General features: G+C 31.6%; 2 protein-coding genes. Both read right to left on the bottom strand.

Annotated elements, in window-relative coordinates; genetic code table 11:
* Positions 1-1123: 1123 nt before the first annotated feature.
* A complete protein-coding gene (locus RHOW815_RS07860; RefSeq protein WP_215217748.1) occupies positions 1124-1291 on the bottom strand; it encodes a type II TA system antitoxin, ParD family in 168 nt (55 codons plus the stop codon).
* Between the two features lie 297 nt (positions 1292-1588).
* Positions 1589-2161, bottom strand: coding sequence for a hypothetical protein (locus RHOW815_RS07865; RefSeq protein WP_215217749.1), 573 nt, complete (start codon positions 2159-2161; stop codon positions 1589-1591).
* Positions 2162-2308: the final 147 nt, after the last annotated feature.

The following is a 2308-nucleotide window of genomic DNA, read 5'->3' on the forward strand; positions in this document are numbered from 1 at the left end:
TCTTAGATCCATTGAATAAGGTTTAGGCATTTCTCTACCTCCATATATTTTGTTGGAGAAAAATATACAACTTTATCAATAATATTTTAAATAACTATAATTTATATTTAATTACAAATTTCGGAGAAAAAGGGGAAACGTACAACCGTAATACGATGCAGAACTTTCATAGGTAAAAAGCAGGCGAAAGCAGGCGGTAGATAGCTCCTACCCAAAAGAAAGAGAAAAGGCGGTTATAAAGTCTCAAAAGCAAACAGCTTATGTTACCAAACCCAAAAACGTGCAATTTACGCGTTTAAATAGCTTCTAAGCTTGTTTTAAGCATTAGAATGAAAGTTTTAAAATAGGGGGTTATGCAAGAAGTTCAAAGTCTCTGCTCTTGTGATCTTGGAATGTTTGTTTGAAAATCAAAAATCACAATTTCGTGGAATTGTTCTTCAATCTTCGTTGGTGATTTGTTTTTAACTTATAAAGAGTGATTTATACTATTTAATATCAATAAATATACTCTTTAACAATGTAAGATGAAATTAATCGTTAATTATAATAATTTTCTGTCTAATTGAAACCTAAAATGATATTCTCTACTTGTTTTCAAGTCAGTTGATTGATGTTAGTCATTAATTGTGAAAAGAAGGAATTAAGCAATGCTGATAGATGTACTAAATGCACTATTACATCTGTTAGATACGTTTCCTAAAGAGATACTGATGAAACTCATACAAAAATAAAAAAAAATGTTCCTTCTAACTGAAATAAACTCAGTGTAAATATAACTTTAATATAATAACCACGGATAAGAATATGGTACCTCTAGGTATACTAAACACAGTATTAGGATTATTGAATATCGTGCCTTTAGGCACTCTTCCTTTACTAAATACTTTATTGTTACAAGCGCAATTATTGATAGATCAAGGCAATAGCCCACAACAAGTTTTTGCAATTCTTTCAGTCGCAATAACTGGTTCTTGTTCTCTCCCAGTCCGAGCTGGAGAAAAATAGAGATACTGCTAAGTATTACAAAAGAAAAACCGCATGATTTTCCCTCATGTGGTTTTTTTATTTGAGTCATGTGAGTTTTATAAATGAGTCTTTCTTATTTTTTTCTGAAATATGCTTACTACAAATCATCAGATTTTTGTTTGTCTGTCTTTTGAAAAATTTTTTCCTGGATACAATCTGTGACAAATTTCCGAATGGACATTCCTAGTTTTGCTACATGCATTTTGATTTTTTTATGTTCCTTTTCTGAAACATCTATTGACATTCTGGTTTTTTTATCACGCATTTTAATCCTCCGTAATTTTTTTTGAAGAGACTCGATGATATTTCTTATGATGCATATACTCGTTTGCATTCAAATTAAGAGTTTGAATTCATAAACATTTTTTATATAAAAAATAACATCTTCTTGAAAGATAGAGTAGTTTTTTCAAAAAAACCTAATTATGCAATTCTTAATTTGAAATCAAACTAGTATATGTTTCTAAAGAAACAGAAATTTCTTGCGTTTTCGAATCTCGAAAAAATCCTTAGCAAAAGGGAATGTCTATCTTAAAAACCATTATACTAACTTCGATTTTTACTACACGCAAGAGGAATGCAAACTTCCAAAAATTACTACGTGTATAGTGTGACTATCGTAAGAAGTTAGATTGGCATTTCCTTCAATGAACTTGGTTCCTACTTCTAGTGTATGAGTCTTTAGCAAAGTGGGAGCTGCTTGAACATTAAATCCTTCTGCTATCACTACGGGGACATAGTTCGTACTTGACATAGGAATAATGAAAGAAATCAGATAAGAGCCTGTATCTTTTTTATGAACAGACATTACGTTAAATCCCTCATAGACTTCACCTGTTACCCCTGAGAATGTTGTCCATGCTTTTGCTATGGAAGGATGTATCGATAAAATGGCAGCAGGCTTGATGCTTGTTGTATATTCACAAAATTCATCTTTTTCATGCTTAGGGGGATCTAGTTGTCTTGTGTCTTCTTGAAGTTTAGGCGCTCCTGTTGTGTAGCTTTGGTTTGTTACATAAGTCCGTGAATGAGGGGGTATAAAAACATGCATCCCATGAAAATTTCCTTTTCTATCACACCCTACTAATCTGGGATTCTGTGTACGAATCATCTGTTTTTTTTCTTGTCTTATCATTGACTTAAATCCACCTTATATTTTTTTCTAATGTCTTTTATTATGAATAGTCTTTTCAAGTTTGAAGTGCACAGAAGAATTAAAAAAAGAATAGGCAGGCGATGAAAGAATCTCTATTGTGATTTTTAACAATCAAACACAAGGAGA

Origin of the sequence: Candidatus Rhabdochlamydia sp. W815 (assembly GCF_018642185.1) — a bacterium.
In the GTDB taxonomy this organism is placed as follows: Bacteria; Chlamydiota; Chlamydiia; order Chlamydiales; family Rhabdochlamydiaceae; genus Rhabdochlamydia; species Rhabdochlamydia oedothoracis.